The organism is Paenibacillus baimaensis, assembly GCF_025567575.1.
The window spans coordinates 817,150-834,683 of the sequence record NZ_JAOQIO010000007.1 but is presented as its reverse complement, the minus strand read 5'-3'; the positions used below and the strand labels follow the sequence as shown (position 1 = coordinate 834,683).

Genomic DNA, 17,534 nt, shown 5'->3' with positions numbered 1-17,534 from the left:
GGCACCTATGGTTTCTCCAATGGCAGTAGCGCCTAATATGGCACCTATGGTTTCCCCTATGGCTGCAGCACCTTATTCGCCAAACATGCCTATGGAAGCTGGATTTGCCGGCATGCCGAACTATCCCTTCTACCAACAACCGCAGTCGTCTGTAGGTGGTTGTGGTTGCGGCTGCGGGGGTCCTGTGGCCAACACTCAGCATCATCAAGTAATGCCTTATGCATACGGGATGCCGAATGCGCAAATGCCATACGAAACTTGGCCTAATGCTCAATACCCGGCAGCTTATGGAGAAATACCAGGCTACTCTCACGGGTACGAACCTATGAATGTAAATACTGCTGCTGCTAACTCTGCATATCCGGGCTCCGTGTATCCAATGTCTATGCAGCCACAGATGGTTCACCCGTACGGATGGTCCCCATATGGAGCTGGCGTGCCTGATTGCGGCTGCAACAGCAAATATGAACTTGAGCAGCTGCTCAGACAGCAAAGTGAAGCCGAAGCGAGAGCAAAGGCCGAAATCTCTACACAAACGGATTCTTTAGAAGCTAATAAAGTGACTATTCAAAACACAAATAACAATAAGAAAAAAGCTTCTATCTCCACAAGAGCCGCCAAGCCGTCGCAAAGAAACCGCAGATCGACGAACAAAACCAGTAAAGCTACATCGAATTCTCCATGGCTGGTCAGATAACGAGTAATTCCATTTTTCGAAACTGCTGCTTGTCACCTAATGAGTGATAAGCGCAGTTTTTTTGTTATTTTCATAAAGAGTAAAACGGAATCAGGCGGTTGTGTATAAAGAAAGGAACGGAGGGGAAAATAGGTAATAAAAACCTCACAGGTTCGGATATTGTACAGAAGGGGTGGGTACATATGGTTATCCTTGCATTCCTCAAAAAACTTAAAAAACGATTGCAGAAAAGCTTGCGCTGGAAGCGTCGTTGGATGAATTTAACGATATTTTGGTTCGTTGTCAGCGCTTCCGCCGCTGCTTACATGTGGCATTATTCCTCACAATCTACGGTGACCTTACAACCCGACGAGCAGACGCAGATGGTAATGAGCCATAACAGCAGGCAGCCTGAGAAGGAAGTGATGGAGATGATCAGCCAAATCAAAGCTCAACGGGAAGCTTTTACCCAAAAATTATACGTGTGCGGCGAAGAGCTGCAGCCGATAGGTATGATGAGTGCAGACGAGATATTGGCCTACCATAGGAGCAGTCCTGATGCAACGGTTAGTATGGATGCGAATGGACGCATTTATTTCAGGGAAACCATTGAGGACCTTTCACCACGCTGTAAAGAAAATGCGTATTTCGGAATGGACAGCGGAGGGAACCTATCATTATTTGAAGGTGTTCCAGGGGTAGGGGGCGGCAATGTAATTCAAACCTTCTTTCAATTAAATATAGAGCATTTGAAGAGCAGCCTGCCTAACAGTGCAATCAAAGAGTTGTATCGGGGTATTCAGGTGAGAGATTTATCGGAGTATAACAGTGTCTTGTCAACGTTCAGTGATTACGCGGTCGATGCACCTGGACAAGCCTTAAAGATTTCACCAGCCCCATAGACAAGCAGGAAAATCACAGTGTTGATAGAAAAACCGTACAGTCTGTTCAGTTGTTTTAAGCTGAATGGACTTTTTGGCGTGTTCATTGGAAGCGATATCTGCTATAATGGAACACATATGTTCGCTTTTGGTAGGCTAGGAGTGGGTAAGTAATGCGAATTATGGGAATTGACCCGGGAATTGCGATTGTTGGATTCGGTGTTATTGATAAACAGGGAAGTCGTCTTGTTCCCGTTCAATACGGCTGTATTCAGACAGAGGCTCATACGGATGGTGCTCTTCGTCTAAAGACCGTTTATGACTCGATGGTCCAGCTGATCGATAAATATAAGCCGGATGCCGTGGCCATCGAAAAATTGTTTTTTAATCGTAATGTCACTACTGCGATGACGGTCTCACAGGCTCGGGGTGTGCTCATTTTGGCAGCGGTCCAACAAGGTCTGGAAATTGGCGAATACACACCGCTTCAGGTGAAGCAAGCTGTAGTCGGTTACGGTAAGGCCGAAAAAAAACAGGTGCAGGAGATGGTTAAGCTGTTTCTTCATTTGTCGGCTGTACCCAAGCCTGATGATGTGGCGGATGCTTTAGCGATTGCGATTTGTCATGCACATTCGGCTGTTCTTTTACAAAAGATAAATGAGGTACGTAAACCATGATCGATTTTTTAAGAGGTATAGTTGTACATAGAGAACCGGATTATTTGGTACTGGATGTCAAAGGCGTAGGCTATCGGGTATTCTGCACGAATCCTTATGCCGTCCAGACGAAGGATGGAGAAGAAACGACTCTGTTTATTCATTATCAGGTCCGCGAGGATGCGCATCTGCTATTTGGCTTCCCCACTCGTGAGGAGCAATCGTTGTTTCGTTTGCTTTTGGAGGTTAATGGTATTGGGCCCAAGGTGGCGATCGGGGTACTTGCCGGAGGGAGACCTGAAGTTATCGCGGCTATGATTCAACAAGAAAATATTAGCTTTCTGATGAAGCTGCCCGGGATCGGACGTAAAACCGCTCAAAGGATGATCCTCGATTTGAAGGATAAGCTTGGAGTTATTTCAGCTGGCGATGATTCGATGCTGGCCATCACAGGTACAGGTCATCTCGCAGTGCCGTCCCAAGGAGCCAGCGTGTGGAATGAGGCCAAGACGGCTTTACTTGGGCTGGGCTACACGGAAGCAGAGGCAGACCGGACAGGTCAGCTTATCAAGGCTAAGCTCAAGGGTGATGAAACCGTTGATATCGTGATCAAGCTTGCGCTGCAGGCTCTGTTCCAGCAGTCATTGCGGTAAAGTTTTTTGGCGATGAAAGGAGACACCATGATGGACGACCGGATTATCTCGGCCAATCTGATGATGGAAGAAGAACAAGTGATGGAGTACAGCCTGCGTCCGCGCTATTTGGCTGAATACATCGGGCAGACTCAAGCCAAAAACAATCTGAAGATTTACATAGATGCTGCCAAAATGCGTAAAGAAGCGCTGGATCATGTATTGCTGTACGGTCCTCCCGGACTCGGTAAAACCACGTTATCGAACATTATCGCCAATGAGTTGGGCGTAAATATTCGTACGACATCAGGACCAGCAATCGAACGTCCCGGGGATCTGGCAGCGATATTGTCGAATCTGCAGGAAGGCGATGTGCTATTTATCGACGAAATTCACCGTTTGAACCGAACCGTCGAAGAGGTGCTTTACCCGGCGATGGAGGACTATGCGCTTGATATTATTATCGGTAAAGGACCGAGCGCTCGCACCGTCAGATTGGATTTGCCTGCCTTTACTCTAATCGGTGCAACCACAAGAGCTGGATTATTGTCTGCTCCCTTGCGCGACCGATTTGGTGTTATCAGCAGATTGGAATACTACACGATTGAAGAGCTGACTTTTATTGTGAGCCGGACAGCTGATATTTTGCAGGTGCAAATTATTGGTGAAGCCGCGCGTGAGATTGGAATGCGGTCTCGGGGAACACCGCGGATTGCTAATCGTCTGTTGAAGCGTGTACGTGATTTTGCCCAGGTTAAGGGAGACGGCATCATAACAATGGATATCGTAAATGATGCCTTGATCAGTATTCAGGTAGATCATCTTGGATTGGATGAAATCGATCATAAGATGCTGCGCGCCATCATTCTCAGCTTTAAGGGCGGACCTGTGGGCTTGGATACGATTGCTGCAACAATAGGAGAAGAAAGTCAAACGATTGAGGACGTGTATGAGCCGTATCTTTTACAGATTGGGTTCCTGCAGCGCACGCCGCGTGGTCGGATGGCGACACATACTGCTTATCAGCATTTAGGATTGCCTATTCCAAAAAGCTCACCGTAAAAAGGGGGAAACACGGTAATGGGAAAGCACCGGTACCAACTGCATTTGGGCGGTTGGGGGAAATCGACACAAAAGGTTCGGTATAAAGCAAGCCTGCTCTTACTTATGAGCTGCACAATGTGGATGCTGGCAGGTCATATAGCTCCTGCTTATGCAGCCGCCGTACCCAAATTGGATTTGATTAGAATTGCCTTATTTATCGATACAGGAAAATATAGCGCACCTACGCCAGATGTAACTTTATCGGCAGATAAAGGGCTTGATGTCAGTTTAAGAAATGCTGCAGGTTTGAAGCCGCTATTTGCAACCTCAGATAAAAGCCTGCTGCGTGTGGAGCTTGATTCTTACAGTGTGATGGTTCTGGAAACGCCGGATGCGAATCAAGCTCGAGCACTCGCCAAAAAGCTGACCGATTTAAAGCTGGATGCAAGTATCAGTGTTCGCACAAAGCTTGGGAAACCAGCATACCAATTGGAGCTGGGTCCATATACAACCAAGGAGCTGGCAGCCTCTGCCCTAACCAAAGCCAAGACGATTGCTGATTTGACTGCAGTGAGCAAAGGCTTTACAGCTGCGGTAAATGGGCCTCTGCACTGGAGTGCAGGCAGCTACTCAACGGAAGCTGAGGCGCAGGCGCAGGCGGCAGTCCTTGGGCAAGCCGGATTGGATGCCGATGTAGCATATCTGGACGCAGTTGCAGGTGCACCTGCCTTTGCAGTTCTGGTAGCCGCAGGATCGGATACAGCGGAGCTGAATGCTGCCAAGCAGCAGCTGGGTACCCTTGTACCAGGTATTTCCTTACAGCCTGTCGACGCTGGTCTCACCTATGTGATCAAACGTACGCTTGCCGATCCTTCATCGACTACAGGCGGAACGATTCAGCAGCTCCTTTTGGGGGGGACAGGCGTTAAGCTAGCCGTAACGTCCAAATCTGCCGAAACGGTTACCGTCCTGGAAAGATCGGAGCGGGCTTACCGAGGGCTGATTGAATTGTCACGTCTCAACAACAAGCTTGCTGTTATTAATGAATTGCCTTTCGAGCAATATCTGGTATCGGTTGTAAGCTCCGAGCTCAGCAAAGAGTGGCCGCTTGAAGCTCTGAAAGCACAGGCGGTAGCTGCGCGAACCTTTGCATTAAAACAGGGTGTCAAATATCAGATTGCCCATCTCACAGATACGACTCTGGACCAGGCTTATAAAGGTGCAGGTGCCGAATTCGCCACTGCCTCGCAAGCTGTCATGGCAACTCAAGGAGAAGTCATCATGGAGCAGGCGGGTTTGATTTCACCTTTGTTTTATTCGAATGCAGGTGGAATGACAGCTGAATCTACCGAGGTATGGGGTAATAAGGTCAACTATTTGAAAAGCGTGGCTACTCCCGATGAAGGAGCAGAGAAAGGCAAGGCGGTTTGGTATCGGATCGTATTGCCAAATGGGAATAGCGGTTATATCCATTCTTCCTATGCAAGGGATACGGGGCAAAAGAATCCGGCCGGTCTTCCTTACTATGAGTCCACGGGTACGGATATTGCCGTACGTCCCGCACCTTATGTCGATAATACAGCTAATCCTGCCGCTTTCAAGGTTAATATTGGAGACCGTTTCGTTGTGTTTGATCAAGCTGTGGAATCCAATGCCTACTCATGGATTAGAGGTCCCTATGATGCGGACAAGATTAAGGAAAAAGTGAATACCGTGATGAAAAAACCGATTACGGGTGCTCTGGACCGATTGGAAGTGAAGGGACGCGGAGCATCGGGCCGTGTAATTGAGATGACAGCCAATGGTCAGCTTTTGGAACCTGATTACCCGGATGCATTGCGCACTCTATTTAATGGTCTGCCCAGCACCCGGTTTGAAATTGAGGAAACAGGAAGGTATACTGTATTGGGAGCAGATAGTGTCGTACGCAATCAGTCGGCGTCCATGCCGAATGTGACCGTAATCGGAGGGACTGGCTCTGCGAAGCCAGCTGCTGAATCTCAGCTGTTTGTGCTCAGTGGCGATAACAAAGTACGTTTGACGAATAAAACATCCCAGTATGTATTTAAAGGAACCGGCAATGGTCATGGCCTTGGCATGTCCCAATGGGGAGCCAAAGGTTATGCTGAGCTTGGCTATGATTACAAAAAAATATTGCAGACCTACTATGTAGGAGTCTCGATAATCAAGGAATGAAGCGAAAATGCAAGTAGATTGGTTCGATTATGATTTACCCGATTCATTAATAGCACAGACCCCCTTGAAGGATCGTACAGCTTCGCGTTTGTTGACGTTGAATAAAACAACAGGCGCAGTGGATCATAAAGCTTTTCCAGCATTGATTGATTATATGGAAGCCGGGGATGTACTCGTGTTGAACGATACACGGGTGCTGCCTGCACGGCTTTTTGGTGTGAAATCCGGTACGGGTTCAAAAGCAGAGCTGCTGCTCCTGAAGCAACTGGAGGGTGACCGGTGGGAAGCCTTGGTACGTCCAGGCAAAAGGCTGAAAACAGGGGCTGTTATTTTGTTTGGTGAAGCAGAAGCAGATGGCAAGCCATTGCTTACGGCTACCATTGAGGAAGAATCAGACATGGGCGGACGTGTGGTACGTTTTAGCTATGAAGGGATTTTTCCGGAGCTGCTGGACCGGTTAGGTCAAATGCCGCTTCCGCCCTACATCAAAGAACAGCTTCCGGAGAAAGAGCGCTATCAAACTGTATATGCCCGAAATGAGGGCTCGGCCGCTGCGCCGACAGCAGGGCTGCATTTTACGGAAGCTTACTTGAATAGGCTGGAACAAAAAGGTATACAATTAGCCTATATCACACTGCATGTAGGACTCGGAACCTTCAGACCCGTATCTGTGGATGATGTGGAGACACATGAGATGCACGAGGAGTTCTATGAGGTGAGTGAAGAGGCGGCAGCCCGTATTAATGCAGCCAAGGCAGGAGGGCACAAGGTAATCGCTGTAGGCACCACTTCGGCGAGAACGCTGGAAACGGCAGCACGTAACTGTCAGCAATCCGGGCGAGTTGAGGCCGGCAGCGGATGGACGGGTATTTTTATTTATCCAGGCTATACCTTTCAAATTGTGGACGCCTTATTAACGAATTTTCATTTACCGAAATCGACACTGCTTATGCTCATCAGCGCTTTGGCTGGGAGAGAGCAAGTACTGGCCGCTTATCGCGAGGCCGTTGATCAGGAATACCGTTTTTTTAGCTTCGGAGATGCAATGTTTATTTATTAGTTCGATATTAGTTCAGCAGGAAGAGTGATTAGAGATGGCAATAACCTACGAGCACATCAAGACATGCAAGCAATCGGGAGCCCGTTTGGGACGCGTTCATACACCTCATGGGATTATCGAGACACCTACGTTTATGCCCGTAGGTACTCAGGCTACCGTAAAGACGATGAGTCCGGAAGAATTAAAAGCGATGGACGCGCATATCATTTTAAGTAACACCTACCACCTGTTCATCAGACCAGGACATGATATTGTAAGACGTGCAGGCGGACTGCATGGTTTTATGAATTGGGACCGTCCGATTTTGACAGACAGTGGTGGCTTTCAAGTATTCAGTCTTAGCAACATGCGTAAAATCACGGAAGAGGGCGTTGCCTTCAAGTCGCATCTGAATGGCGACAAGCTGTTCATTTCTCCTGAGAAATCGATTGAGATACAAAACTCGCTGGGAGCCGATATTATTATGGCTTTTGATGAGTGTCCGCCGTATCCTGCCGAGCATAGCTATGTGAAGAAATCATTGGAGCGGACAACCAGATGGGCGGAACGTTGCTTACAGAGTCATGCTCGCCCGCAGGATCAGGCGTTATTTGCGATTGTACAAGGCGGAATGTACGAGGATCTGCGTAAACAAAGTGCAACTGAGTTGACTTCCATGGATTTCCCGGGTTATGCTATTGGTGGACTGAGTGTTGGTGAATCCAAGCCGCTAATGTATGAGATGCTGGATTACACGGTTCCAATCCTGCCTGCGAATAAGCCCCGTTATTTGATGGGTGTCGGTTCGCCCGATGCACTTATTGAAGGTTCAATTCGCGGAATTGATATGTTTGACTGTGTTCTTCCGACTCGTATTGCCCGTAATGGTACGGTTATGACCAGTTCGGGAAGACTAGTGATTCGTAATGCCCAGTACGCAGAGGATTTTGGCCCGCTTGATCCTGAATGCTCTTGCTATACCTGTACTAATTATTCCAGAGCATATATCAGGCATTTGATTAAAGCGGATGAAACGTTTGGTATTCGTCTCACGACCTATCATAACCTTCATTTTTTGGTTGAGATGATGCGTCAGGTTCGACAAGCGATTCTTGAGGATCGTCTGCTTGATTTCCGTGATCATTTTTTTGACAAGTATGGATTACATGAGAACGGAAGAGGTTTCTAAACTATAGTTTAAGTTAAAAGGGGAGATTGAAATGTCGTTTTTAGTTGCAGCTGATGCTGCTGCTGGAGATCCGGGACTACAAGGGTATTTGGTTACATACGGTCCGCTTGTACTGATGTTTGTTGTGTTGTATTTCTTATTGATTCGTCCTCAACAAAAGCGTCAAAAAACTCGCGGTATGATGCTGGGTAATTTGAAAAAAGGCGATAAAGTCGTAACGATTGGCGGCCTTCATGGTACTATTCTGGAGATTTCCGACGATACGATCGTTTTACGAGTTAATGATGTGACGAAGCTTACATTCGAACGTTCAGCAATCAATGCCGTTTCGAACCAACCTGCCGTAGATGAGAAGAAATAGGTTGCTGTAAGGGAAAATGCGAGCCTCCACTGATATGGATGGACTCGCATTTTTGTTGTACGTTATTTTTTGAAGTTAATGCCGAGGATGCCTCCGAGTGCACCTGATACAAGTGTCAGCGCTGTCAGGTACAAGGTTTGTTGACTAAATCCGGCATCATAAGTCAGAAATCCAATGAGCCATATGATACAGGTGTACACCAACCCAAGCATGCCTCCGTGATACCAGCCTTTAGTTCCACTTCGTTTGCCCGCTGTCATGCCACCGATCAGCATGGCTATTCCATGAATGGACATGGTGTAGCTGTACAATGAGCTTTCCTGTAAATTGGTCGCAAGCATCAGCAGCGAGGTCATAAGTGTTCCGAGCAACATGAATATCATAGCAACCATTAATCCGGATAATAAGGGGGATGACTTCATTCCGGCTCTCTTCCTTTCAGATAGAGGTTCTTATCATCATTGTATGGGCCCGTACATAAAATTAGTACAGGTTGATCCGTTCCTGCACAATCAAAAATCGGGGAATGGCATTATTGTGAGTGAAAGGAAGTGATTGTATGGGTACGGTTCACACCCTTGCCAACTGGCAGGTACTAGCTGCTATTATTATTGCTTTATTCACTTTAATTTGGATTGTCACTGGACTGATTCATCGCACGTATGTAGCGCTTGGCGCCGGACTGCTGATGGTCGTATTGGGCATTGTTGAAGCTGGTTCGGTCTTTTGGTACCATCTGCCCTGGCAGGCGATTGGGCTTTTGATGGGCTTGATGATGATGATCGGATTGACAAATCGAACGGGCGTTTTTGCTTATGCGGCTGCCAAAGCAGCGCAGAGCTCGAAGGGAAGGCCGGCCATCCTGCTTATTGCTCTGGCGCTGCTAAGCACCGTAACAGCTGCTTGGCTGGATAATTTAACCGCTATTTTATTGCTCATTCCAGTTACCATTTCTATCGCCAAGGTGATGAAAATCAGTGCGGTTCCTTTCGTGATCACTATCATAATAACCGCGAATCTGGGTGGTACAGCGACGATGATTGGCAGTCTGCCCAACAGTATCATTGGAACAAAGGCCGGACTGACCTTTAATGATTTCTTGATGAATCTCGTGCCTCCTGTGCTTATCATTTGGATAGTGACGGTAGGGCTGTTAAGCCTTATTTATGCAAAAAGCTGGAGGACTACACAAATTTCGATGGTTGAACTGATGTCCATACAACCAGGCTCCTATGTTAAGGACAAAGGATTGGTTATTAAGGTCTTGACGGTATGGGCTCTTGTTCTGGCCGCCTTCATGCTGCATCCGCTGCTGCACTTTGAGGTAGCCTATGTAGCGATAGCAGGCGCAGTATTGATGTCTCTGGTCAATTATAAAACGTACAGCTGGACTGAGATTTACAGCTCTGTGGATTGGAACACCTTATTCTACATTTGTGGTTTGTTCATTGTAGTTGGCGGGCTCATCGAAGCTGGTATTGTTCAAATTATCGTGGTAAAAGCAATGGAGCTTACCTCTGGTAATTTGATGTATGTCTCGATGCTGATTCTATGGTTAACAGGACTGGTTTCAGCAACAACGGATCACACCATGTTTGTTGCACTAATGGTTCCCATCATTCAGGATCTGGGTTTACAATCCCAAGGTGCATTACATCCACTATGGTGGTCATTAGCACTTGGGGCGGGATTAGGGGGCAGTGGTACATTAGTTGGGGCAACAGGCAATCTAATTGCGGCTGGACTCGCTGGTAGAGCAGGTCATCCCATCTCATTCGGAGCTTTTTTGAAAGCAGGAGCGCCAATTACGCTGGTCTCGCTTTTAATAGCAACCGCTTATGTGAGCTATATGTATTATTAATAAAAGCTTCCTCATAACTTGGCAAACAGCCGTGCTCGTCTTGATGACGAATACGGCTGTTTGGGTATTAACAGATTGCTGACGTACCTAACGGTTACCGTTACACCTGTGTTTGTGTAACGTCTTCGTGAATGAATTGTTTTTGCTTCCATTTACGAACCCATACTCCGTGTGTAGGTGAAAATAACAAAGCCAGAACGAAGAAACAGCCTGCTATACTGATCATGCTTCCGGCAATCGAGGCGTCTAGTAGATGAGCGACATAATAGCCAATAATGGAGCAGAAGCAGCCAATGATGATGCTGTAGATGATCATCTTGCTTAATTTTTCTGTGAGCAGATAGGCTGTCGCAGGAGGTATAACGAGCATGCCAACAACGAGGATGGCGCCGACACTTTCAAAGGATGCAACGGTACTGATAGAAACGAGGCCCATCAGCAGGTAATGAAACAAAACAACCGGAATTCCTACCGCTGCAGCCATTGCCGGGTCAAACGAGCAAATTTTAAACTGCTTGTAGAACAAGGAGATCACAATAACAGTGAGCAGCAGGGCCAGACCGACACCCCAAACAGCTTTGGGTCCGATGTCAAGCCCACCGATATGAAGTGTATTCCAGGGTACATAAGCAATTTCCCCATACAGCACACAGTCGAGGTCGAGATCAATATCCTTGGTAAAAATGCTGATCAGCACAACCCCAACCGCGAAAAGTGCGGTAAACACAACTCCAATCGCTGCATCGGATTGCACACCGCTATGATGGAACAATTGAATCAGAAAGACGGTTATGAGACCAATCGCCGCAGCGCCAAGCATCATAAATAAAGAGTCTCTGGAACCGGTAATCAGAAAGGCTATCACGATACCAGGAAGTACGGCATGACTGATTGCATCTCCTATCATCGCCATCTTCCGCAGCACCAGGAAGCAGCCTACAATTCCGCAGGTGCTGGCGACCAAAGCTCCCGTTAGTATAATCCAGAAGGTGCTCATCCTGCTTCACCTCTCTGCTCGAGTTGTAGTGTGTTTTCCTCTTGCCGTACATGGTTGCGAACCGAGGCGCGAACGAGCAGTTTGGAGATGACACCCCTGCGGGGAGCGGCTAATAATGAGAGGACAAAGAGGGCGGTCGCCGCAAGCACAGTTAAGGGGCCTGTCGGTAAATTGTTGCCGCTCGCGCTGATCAAAGTGCCTATAAAACCACTCAGGGCACCGAACAATCCTGATATCACAATCATGACACCAAGCTTATCGGTCCAATACCGTGCGGATACAGCCGGGGTAATGAGAAGAGCAGCCATTAGAACGACGCCTACCGCCTGGATTCCCACAACGACGGCTATGACTATGAGAAACATAATTAACTGCTCCAGAAAGGCAACAGGGTACCCCATACCGCGGGCAAATCCGGGATCAAAGCTGACCAGCTTGAATTCCTTGAATAATAGCGCACTGACGCTGAGCAAGAGCAGACAAATGATCGAAATAGTAATCACATCGGATCTAACCATCGAAGCGGCCTGACCAAACAGGAATTTATCCAAGCCGCTTTGATTACCGCTCCCGCTGTGCTGGATCTGCGTGAGCAGCACGATACCGAATCCAAAAAACACAGAGAGTACGATAGCGAGCGCGGAGTCCTGCTTGATTCGGGTATGCCGTGTCACATAGCCAATTCCGAATGTAGCAATGATTCCTGCAATAGCTGCCCCAACCAGAAACAGAAGAATGGACTTGGAGCCGGTCAACATAAAAGTAATGCAAATTCCCGGGAGTGCCGCATGCGATAATGCATCTCCCATTAAGGATTGCTTACGCAAATAGGCAAAGCAGCCGATAACGCCACTGCTTAATCCAAGCAGCATACAACCGAGCAGTATCCACTGTGTATTCGGATCGAGAAATAATTGAAACCACGAGAACATACCTTTCACCTCGTATCTATAAGTAATGCCGAGCGGTTATCGTGATCCAGCATCGTGAGTCTGCCACCATACGTTTCCTGGAGCTTAGCCGATGTAAAAGCATGCTCTGTTGGACCAAAGGCAATGATCTGTACATTCAGCAGCATGACCCAATCAAAATACTCCTTCACTGTGGCGAGATCATGATGGACGACCAGCACGGTCTTTTTTTGCATTTTCAACTCGTTCAGCAGTGTGATAATAGCTTTTTCTGTAGCGGCATCGACACCAACAAACGGTTCATCCATAAAGTACAACTGAGCATCTTGAGCCAAGGCCCTTGCCAAAAAAATCCGCTGCTGCTGACCGCCGGAGAGCTGACTGATTTGCCGATCTGCAAAGTCAGCCATACCGACCTTTTCAAGGCATTCCATGGCGATTTTTTTTTCAGCCTTGCCGGGACGTTTAAACCATCCCAAATGCCCATAACGTCCCATCATGACGACATCAAGCGCATGGGTAGGGAAATCCCAGTCAACAGATTCACGCTGCGGTACATAGCCGACAAGATTCCTTTGTTCTGCATAGGGACGTCCATAGATGGATACGTCACCTGTCAGGCTCGGAATCAGTCCGAGCGCAGCCTTGATTAAAGTTGATTTTCCAGCGCCATTCGGACCAACAATTCCAATCAGCTTTCCCTCAGGTGCTTCAAAGGTAACATTGCGAAGTACAGGTTTCTTTAAATACGCGACAGACATATTCGAAATTTGCAGCGGCGTTGTGCTCATCGTTCATTCTCCTTTTTGAACTTATTTTAGGGCTTTGACGATCGTATTGACATTGTGACGAACCATCCCGAGATAGGTGCCCTCAGGCGTACCGGCTTCACCCATAGCATCGGAAAATAGCTCACCGCCAATAGTCAACTCGTGGCCCTTTTCCTTGGCCCCTTGAATAACGGCATCGATCGCTTTTCGAGGAACACTGGACTCAATAAATACGGCTTTTATTTTATTTTTGACAAGAAAATCACGCAGGTCTGTGACATCCTTGGTTCCTGCCTCGGATGCTGTGCTCATGCCTTGCAGACCCATTACCTTAACTCCGTAAGCATCTCCAAAATATCCGAACGCATCGTGCGCGGTAACGAGCACCCGGCTTTGCTCTGGTATCGATTTAATCTGTTCAGCTACCTCCTTATGCAGGACATCCAACTGCTTGAGATAGGCTTCTGCATTTTTCCTGTAATCCTCGCTGTGTGCTGGATCTTTCTTGATCAGAGTGTCACGAATCGATTCGGCTGCCTGCATCCAGTGTCTGACATCAAACCAAATGTGTGGGTCAAATTCACTGTCCATTTCGGCACCGGAACGCAGCTTGGAGCGATCGATTTTTTCGGATACAGCGACAGTTGTTTTCTTTTTGGCCATCTTTTCGAAAATCTCACCCATTTTCCCTTCAAGATGAAGACCGTTGTAGAAAATAACGTCGGCATTATCCAGCTTTTGAATATCTCCCTGCGAGGCTTTATACAGATGGGGATCAACACCAGGCTTCATCAAACCTGTAACTGCAACATGATCTCCACCAATCTGCTGCACTACGTCTGTAATCATGCCTATGGTGGTTGTTACCTTGAGCTTAGGCTCACCGGATGCCGGTTTGCCAGACGTATCGATGGTGGAGCAAGCGGCTATAAAGGCCATAAAACTTATACTGCACACAATAAAAATTAGCTTATGAAGAGCTGAGGATGCTTGTTTCTGACTTACCTTCATCATTGTGATCACTCCTTAAAATGTTTTCTGGATACAAATATTTTGGTATAGGGAAACAATTAGGACAAAAAAATAGGCTCGAACCTATATCTATATGCATTTTATCCTACAGCAAAAATGTTTGCCATGCAACAATTATTTTCCATAAGACAAATAATTTCCTTCGGGAAACATTTGAATGCTATGCTGGCAACAATTCGCAAATCAACTTGAGTATGAGGGGTATACATAGAGGTCACAATAGGCTTGGAATATGCTCAGGAGGGTCAACCCATATGCTGATGCTTTTTTTTCGTACCATTTTCGTGTACTTTATTGTGTTTGTTACGATGAGAATTATGGGAAAAAGAGAAATTGGCAAGCTGTCCGTTTTTGATTTGGTGATCTCGATCATGATTGCAGAAATTGCTGTATTTGTACTTGAGGATATGAATAAGTCGCTTATGGATGGTATTTTGCCGATGTTCACGCTGGTAGGGGTTCAACTGATCATTGCCTATCTGTCTTTAAAAAATGAAAAGATTCGCAGACTTTTTGAAGGCAAGAGCTCATTGATTATTGAGAATGGAAAACTCAACCGTGAGGAGATGAGACGACAGCGCTATAATCTGGATGACTTGTTGCTGCAGCTGCGTCAAAGTAAAGTGATGGACGTAGCCAATGTCGAGTTCGCCATTCTCGAGCCCTCGGGCAAGCTCACTGTCGTCGAGAAAAAGGAATCTGCTGCAGCACCCGCCGAGGGGAAAAGTCTTTTCCGTTACGAGGGCTTGCCGTTACCGCTGATTATGGATGGCAAGGTGCAGGATGAGAATCTGGAGAAGCTGGGGAAAACACGGTTCTGGCTTAAGAGTGAACTTCAGCTGCAAGGAATCAAAGAGTTCAAGGATGTATTCTTCTGTACTTTTGATCACCGTGGAAAATGGTTTGTGGACCGCCGCAGGTAACATCTTATTCACTAGCTTTGAATAAGTTTACTTGATAAGCTTGCGTCCAAGCAGAAGAACACGCGTCAGATCACTGCGGTCAATAAGTCGCAACAGAACTGAACAGGATAAGTAGATAATCACTCCAGCGATACACGAGACCGCGAAACGCACAGCTTCGACATCTATCCAATGTGTATACATCAGGACATAGCTGCACCAGCCCGATACCAGCATGGCTAAGCCGACCTTGGCAAAGTCAATCATTTGCATCCGGAAATGAAGCAGTCTCACGACACTGTGCCAATGCAGTACCGTCACGAGCATGATATTGATATTGATAGCCATTACTGCCCCGAGGATGCCAAACTGAGGCTGACCTGCAAGTCCGACTATAAGAGCAAGCTTGATCACTGAGCCAATTAATGTATTAACTAAAGCCGAGCCGGGGCGATTCAAGGCCTGCAGGCTGGCTTGCAGGGGTGCCTGAAAATAAATAAAGAGAGCCACCGGAGCCATCATTTTCAACATAGGAGCGATTTGGCTTTGTCCATACATCAGATCACAAAGCGGCTCGGCCAATACAAACATAATCATGACAAAAGGGGCTCCTGTAACCAAGGCTAGCTTGAGTGATTGATGAAGCCGATTATGAATGGTTTGCATGTCGTTACGTGCGGCCGCTTCGGACAATGAGGGAATGAGCGAAACGGATAGGGAGTAGGTCAACGCGCTTGGAAGCAGCAGAATCGGAATAATCATACCCTGAAGCATCCCATATTGTGCTGTCGCCAGCTTGGTTGCAATTCCTGCCGCGGCGAGACTGCGAATAATGAGAATCGATTCAAGAAAATAAGAGCATGAGCCTACCAGCTTACTTCCGGTGATGGGCATGGCCAGCTTCAAGAGATGTTTCAGATTTGCCAAACGGCCGACAAGCGGCACGCTTCCGATTTTTGCAATGGGAAAAGGGGTTGTCTGGCTGCGACTGCGTCGATAATAGAGGTATAGTACCAACAGAGCAACGGCTTCTCCCACCATGACTCCAGCCATTGCTCCTGCGGCCGCGTATTCAATACCATAAGGAAGCAAGGCATAGGCAAAGGCGAGCACTGTGAAAATACGTATGAACGTTTCTGCTACCTGTGATACTGCAGTCGGGATCATATTTTGTCTGCCCTGAAAGTAACCGCGAAGCACAGAGCCAATTCCTACCAAAATGATAATTGGAGTCATACACAAGAAGGTGTAATAGACTCTGGAATCGGTTAGCAAATGGTTGGCAATCCATTGTGCGCCAAGCAGACTGGCCAGAGTGAACAGGATAGCGAGCGACACCGTAAGTGTCATTGCCAACCGGAGTATGCGTCTGATTCTGCTTTCATTATTTTCTGCTTCTGCTTCAGCAATAAGCTTGGCGACAGCAATCGGTATGCCTCCGGTTATTAAGGTTAAAATAACAATCATAAACGGGAAACCCATTTGATATAACCCCACGCCTTCTGCTCCGATAAGTCTGGGCAGCGTAATTCGGGGAATAAAGCCAAGAATACGATTTACAATTCCTGCTGCCAGTAATATAAGCGTTCCCTTCAAAAACGATTGTTTGGTCACATCGATTCCTTCTTCCTCCCGAGACTACTAACATGGATATGCAGTACCTGTCCCTATGCATGCACAATATTTAACATGGAGATCAGGATACAGAAGGAAAATCCTGCTTGGCAGCGAATATGAGTAAGAGGAAGATGGTTTAGGGCAGGAGGTTGTGAAGGTGGAGCATGATGGGCGCAAGGAAGAGCAGGATGCTCAGCATTCAGAAGATCAAACGAAGCAAGAAACTATCGAGCAAAAACAGACTTTTCTTGAGCTGACTACGGAAACCGAATTGAACGAGACAGCAGCCGATGTGCAACAGACAGATCCTCTTGTAATTGGACAGGAGGACAGTCCTGAGGTCATTATGACTAATGACGATGTTAGTGACGATGTCGAGGAGCTTGAAAATGGTGAGGAACTGGAAGCTTTCTCAAGTGAGGAGCTTGATGAGGAGCCTGTTGCATTATCGGAAATGGAGCTTAACGAGCTAATTGAGAGCATCTGTACAAGTAAGGCGGAGGAATTTAGAATGATCGGCTATGAGCATGTTACCGGTAGAGAAATCTGGGAATGCGTTAGCGATAAATATCAGAAAACAGGGATGCCTGCGCTTCATCAAATTGTGAATGACATTTTGTCGTTAAAGGTGACGAAATTTATGAACTGGATGACGATGAGTATATATAAAAGCAACCCTTTCGCTTAGAAGGGGTTATTTTTTTGCTGCTGGCAGAGACGTGTCGTAAATCATCAAATTGACTCGTTTTTAGCAGGTGAGTATAATAGGA

The 17,534-nt window shown here is 47.0% G+C and carries 18 protein-coding genes; 12 read left to right on the top strand and 6 right to left on the bottom strand.

The annotated features are described in order from the left end of the window. From OB236_RS05265 to yajC, 9 genes are all read left to right on the top strand, one after another. On the top strand, positions 1-697 hold a 697-nt coding region (locus tag OB236_RS05265; protein WP_262683064.1), incomplete at its 5' end, for a hypothetical protein. A gap of 254 nt (positions 698-951) precedes the next feature. Continuing rightward, the gene (locus OB236_RS05260) at positions 952-1,578 is read left to right on the top strand and encodes a BofC C-terminal domain-containing protein (RefSeq protein WP_262683063.1); all 627 of its coding nucleotides are present in this window, start codon (positions 952-954) and stop codon (positions 1,576-1,578) included. Positions 1,579-1,730: 152 nt separating this feature from the next. Continuing rightward, positions 1,731-2,234 carry a crossover junction endodeoxyribonuclease RuvC gene (gene ruvC, locus OB236_RS05255; protein WP_076231617.1) on the top strand — a complete coding sequence of 168 codons (504 nt, stop codon included), beginning with the start codon at positions 1,731-1,733 and terminating at the stop codon, positions 2,232-2,234. Then, positions 2,231-2,866: a Holliday junction branch migration protein RuvA gene (gene ruvA, locus OB236_RS05250; RefSeq protein ID WP_076231620.1), complete on the top strand. Its 636-nt coding sequence runs from the start codon at positions 2,231-2,233 to the stop codon at positions 2,864-2,866. Before ruvC ends, ruvA begins: the two co-directional genes overlap by 4 nt. 30 nt (positions 2,867-2,896) lie before the next feature. Continuing rightward, complete coding sequence (gene ruvB / locus OB236_RS05245) at positions 2,897-3,907, top strand: Holliday junction branch migration DNA helicase RuvB (protein ID WP_076231622.1); 1,011 nt, start codon at positions 2,897-2,899, stop codon at positions 3,905-3,907. Between the two features lie 18 nt (positions 3,908-3,925). Further along, positions 3,926-6,085, top strand: coding sequence for a SpoIID/LytB domain-containing protein (locus OB236_RS05240; RefSeq protein WP_262683062.1), 2,160 nt, complete (start codon positions 3,926-3,928; stop codon positions 6,083-6,085). 7 nt (positions 6,086-6,092) lie between these two features. After that, a complete protein-coding gene (queA, locus tag OB236_RS05235; RefSeq protein WP_262683061.1) occupies positions 6,093-7,145 on the top strand; it encodes a tRNA preQ1(34) S-adenosylmethionine ribosyltransferase-isomerase QueA in 1,053 nt (350 codons plus the stop codon). Between the two features lie 34 nt (positions 7,146-7,179). After that, on the top strand, positions 7,180-8,313 hold the full coding sequence (gene tgt / locus OB236_RS05230) for a tRNA guanosine(34) transglycosylase Tgt (protein ID WP_076231627.1): 1,134 nt from the start codon (positions 7,180-7,182) through the stop codon (positions 8,311-8,313). A gap of 31 nt (positions 8,314-8,344) precedes the next feature. After that, positions 8,345-8,674 (top strand): preprotein translocase subunit YajC, encoded by a 330-nt coding sequence (gene yajC / locus OB236_RS05225; RefSeq protein WP_262683060.1) that lies wholly within the window; start codon positions 8,345-8,347, stop codon positions 8,672-8,674. A gap of 62 nt (positions 8,675-8,736) precedes the next feature. Here the strand turns inward: yajC and OB236_RS05220 are convergent, their stop codons facing one another. Beyond that, positions 8,737-9,096, bottom strand: a complete 360-nt coding sequence (locus OB236_RS05220) for a TIGR04086 family membrane protein (RefSeq protein WP_076231632.1) — start codon at positions 9,094-9,096, stop codon at positions 8,737-8,739. A gap of 137 nt (positions 9,097-9,233) precedes the next feature. Between OB236_RS05220 and OB236_RS05215 the strand changes: the two genes are divergently transcribed. Then, the gene (locus OB236_RS05215; protein WP_262683059.1) at positions 9,234-10,535 is read left to right on the top strand and encodes an ArsB/NhaD family transporter; all 1,302 of its coding nucleotides are present in this window, start codon (positions 9,234-9,236) and stop codon (positions 10,533-10,535) included. A gap of 100 nt (positions 10,536-10,635) precedes the next feature. Here OB236_RS05215 and OB236_RS05210 read toward each other — a convergent pair whose 3' ends face one another. From OB236_RS05210 to OB236_RS05195, 4 genes are read right to left on the bottom strand one after another with little or no spacing between them, the layout of a single operon-like run. Next, complete coding sequence (locus OB236_RS05210; protein WP_262683058.1) at positions 10,636-11,532, bottom strand: metal ABC transporter permease; 897 nt, start codon at positions 11,530-11,532, stop codon at positions 10,636-10,638. Continuing rightward, positions 11,529-12,464 (bottom strand): metal ABC transporter permease, encoded by a 936-nt coding sequence (locus tag OB236_RS05205; RefSeq protein ID WP_262683057.1) that lies wholly within the window; start codon positions 12,462-12,464, stop codon positions 11,529-11,531. Before OB236_RS05205 ends, OB236_RS05210 begins: the two co-directional genes overlap by 4 nt. Positions 12,465-12,469: 5 nt before the next feature. After that, positions 12,470-13,234: a metal ABC transporter ATP-binding protein gene (locus tag OB236_RS05200; protein ID WP_262683056.1), complete on the bottom strand. Its 765-nt coding sequence runs from the start codon at positions 13,232-13,234 to the stop codon at positions 12,470-12,472. A gap of 21 nt (positions 13,235-13,255) precedes the next feature. Beyond that, positions 13,256-14,227 (bottom strand): metal ABC transporter solute-binding protein, Zn/Mn family, encoded by a 972-nt coding sequence (locus tag OB236_RS05195; RefSeq protein ID WP_408638410.1) that lies wholly within the window; start codon positions 14,225-14,227, stop codon positions 13,256-13,258. A gap of 272 nt (positions 14,228-14,499) precedes the next feature. Here OB236_RS05195 and OB236_RS05190 point away from each other — a divergent pair, with 272 nt between their 5' ends. Continuing rightward, positions 14,500-15,168 (top strand): DUF421 domain-containing protein, encoded by a 669-nt coding sequence (locus OB236_RS05190; protein ID WP_262683055.1) that lies wholly within the window; start codon positions 14,500-14,502, stop codon positions 15,166-15,168. Positions 15,169-15,195: 27 nt separating this feature from the next. Here the strand turns inward: OB236_RS05190 and spoVB are convergent, their stop codons facing one another. Next, on the bottom strand, positions 15,196-16,761 hold the full coding sequence (gene spoVB / locus OB236_RS05185) for a stage V sporulation protein B (RefSeq protein WP_262683054.1): 1,566 nt from the start codon (positions 16,759-16,761) through the stop codon (positions 15,196-15,198). A gap of 160 nt (positions 16,762-16,921) precedes the next feature. Here spoVB and OB236_RS39755 point away from each other — a divergent pair, with 160 nt between their 5' ends. Then, positions 16,922-17,452, top strand: a complete 531-nt coding sequence (locus tag OB236_RS39755; RefSeq protein WP_317259314.1) for a post-transcriptional regulator — start codon at positions 16,922-16,924, stop codon at positions 17,450-17,452. Positions 17,453-17,534 lie beyond the last annotated feature (82 nt).

Coding starts and splice junctions, on each gene's coding strand:
- OB236_RS05260 (WP_262683063.1), top strand. CDS start 952: ATGAATTTAACGATATTTTGGTTCGTTGTCAGCGCTTCCGCCGCTGCT.
- queA (WP_262683061.1), top strand. CDS start 6,093: ATGCAAGTAGATTGGTTCGATTATGATTTACCCGATTCATTAATAGCA.
- OB236_RS05220 (WP_076231632.1), bottom strand. CDS start 9,096: ATGAAGTCATCCCCCTTATTATCCGGATTAATGGTTGCTATGATATTC.
- OB236_RS05205 (WP_262683057.1), bottom strand. CDS start 12,464: ATGTTCTCGTGGTTTCAATTATTTCTCGATCCGAATACACAGTGGATA.
- OB236_RS05195 (WP_408638410.1), bottom strand. CDS start 14,227: ATGATGAAGGTAAGTCAGAAACAAGCATCCTCAGCTCTTCATAAGCTA.
- OB236_RS05190 (WP_262683055.1), top strand. CDS start 14,500: ATGCTGATGCTTTTTTTTCGTACCATTTTCGTGTACTTTATTGTGTTT.
- tgt (WP_076231627.1), top strand. CDS start 7,180: ATGGCAATAACCTACGAGCACATCAAGACATGCAAGCAATCGGGAGCC.
- OB236_RS05200 (WP_262683056.1), bottom strand. CDS start 13,234: ATGAGCACAACGCCGCTGCAAATTTCGAATATGTCTGTCGCGTATTTA.
- ruvB (WP_076231622.1), top strand. CDS start 2,897: ATGGACGACCGGATTATCTCGGCCAATCTGATGATGGAAGAAGAACAA.
- ruvC (WP_076231617.1), top strand. CDS start 1,731: ATGCGAATTATGGGAATTGACCCGGGAATTGCGATTGTTGGATTCGGT.
- ruvA (WP_076231620.1), top strand. CDS start 2,231: ATGATCGATTTTTTAAGAGGTATAGTTGTACATAGAGAACCGGATTAT.
- OB236_RS05210 (WP_262683058.1), bottom strand. CDS start 11,532: ATGAGCACCTTCTGGATTATACTAACGGGAGCTTTGGTCGCCAGCACC.
- OB236_RS05240 (WP_262683062.1), top strand. CDS start 3,926: ATGGGAAAGCACCGGTACCAACTGCATTTGGGCGGTTGGGGGAAATCG.
- yajC (WP_262683060.1), top strand. CDS start 8,345: ATGTCGTTTTTAGTTGCAGCTGATGCTGCTGCTGGAGATCCGGGACTA.
- OB236_RS05215 (WP_262683059.1), top strand. CDS start 9,234: ATGGGTACGGTTCACACCCTTGCCAACTGGCAGGTACTAGCTGCTATT.